Source organism: Mesorhizobium sp. M4B.F.Ca.ET.089.01.1.1 (assembly GCF_004022605.1).
GTDB lineage: Bacteria > Pseudomonadota > Alphaproteobacteria > Rhizobiales > Rhizobiaceae > Mesorhizobium > Mesorhizobium abyssinicae.
In genome coordinates this window covers 1-937 of sequence record NZ_RZOS01000961.1, presented here as the reverse complement: position 1 = coordinate 937, position 937 = coordinate 1, and the positions used below count along the sequence as shown (strand labels likewise).

General features: G+C 59.7%; 1 protein-coding gene. It reads left to right on the top strand.

All coding sequences use genetic code 11. The annotated features are described in order from the left end of the window. Positions 1-35: 35 nt before the first annotated feature. Positions 36-937: extracellular solute-binding protein (locus EN780_RS35335; RefSeq protein WP_128276545.1), on the top strand; the 902-nt coding region annotated here is incomplete at its 3' end.

Here is a 937-nt window from a genome sequence, read left to right as displayed (position 1 = left end):
CTAAAAACCCCCATCTCAAAACTCAGGAGAGCAATGTGAAAACAGTTGCAATGATCCTTGCTGCCGGTGTCGCAGCGGCAGCCATGCCAGCGCAAGCCGAGACGAAACTCAATGTCTATTACGCCTGGCCCGAACACGAAGTGATCCACAAGCCGATTGCAGACCGCTTCATGGCGGACCACCCGGAAATCAAGATCAGCTTCCGCGCTGCTGCGCCGAGTTATGACGAAGCTGTCCAGACGTTGATTCGTCAGAGCATGGCAGGCGAGTTGCCGGACGTTCACTATGTCGGCTTTAACGTGCTCCGTCCGCTCGTCACGCGCGGGCTCGTAAAGCCCATCGACGATCTCGTTGCCGCCGATCACCTGGCCGATAAGGGCTACACGGAACAAATCCTGTCTCTGGCAAGAATCGAGGGCCATCTGTACGGACTTCCCTTCGCCATGTCGACGCCGGTCGTTTATTACAATGCCGATCTCGTGAAGCAGGCGGGCGGCGACCCCGACAAGGTTCCGACCGATTGGGACAGCTTCGTCGCACTGGCCGGCAAGGTCGGTGCGCTCGGCAATGGAACGTCCGGCATGTATTACCAGCTCGGCTCGGACGACTGGGCCACGCAGAACCTGGTACGCAACTTCGGCGGCCAGATGATGAACGACAAGGAGAGCGACATCGCCTTTGACGGTCCTGCAGGCCAGGCTGCCGTCAAGCTGTTCAAGCGGTTCCACACCGACGGCGCTCAGCCGGCGATCGACTCCCATGCCGCCCGGCAGCTCTTCACCTCTGGCAAGCTCGGCTTCTTCTTCGCCTCTGCCGGCAGTGTGAGCGGTTTCGAAGGTGAAATTGGAGATCGGTTCAAGCTCCGCACAGCCAAGCAGCCGCTCGGCGCTGAAGATGCGACGATGCCGACGGGCGGCATGGTTGCGATAATCCTTAC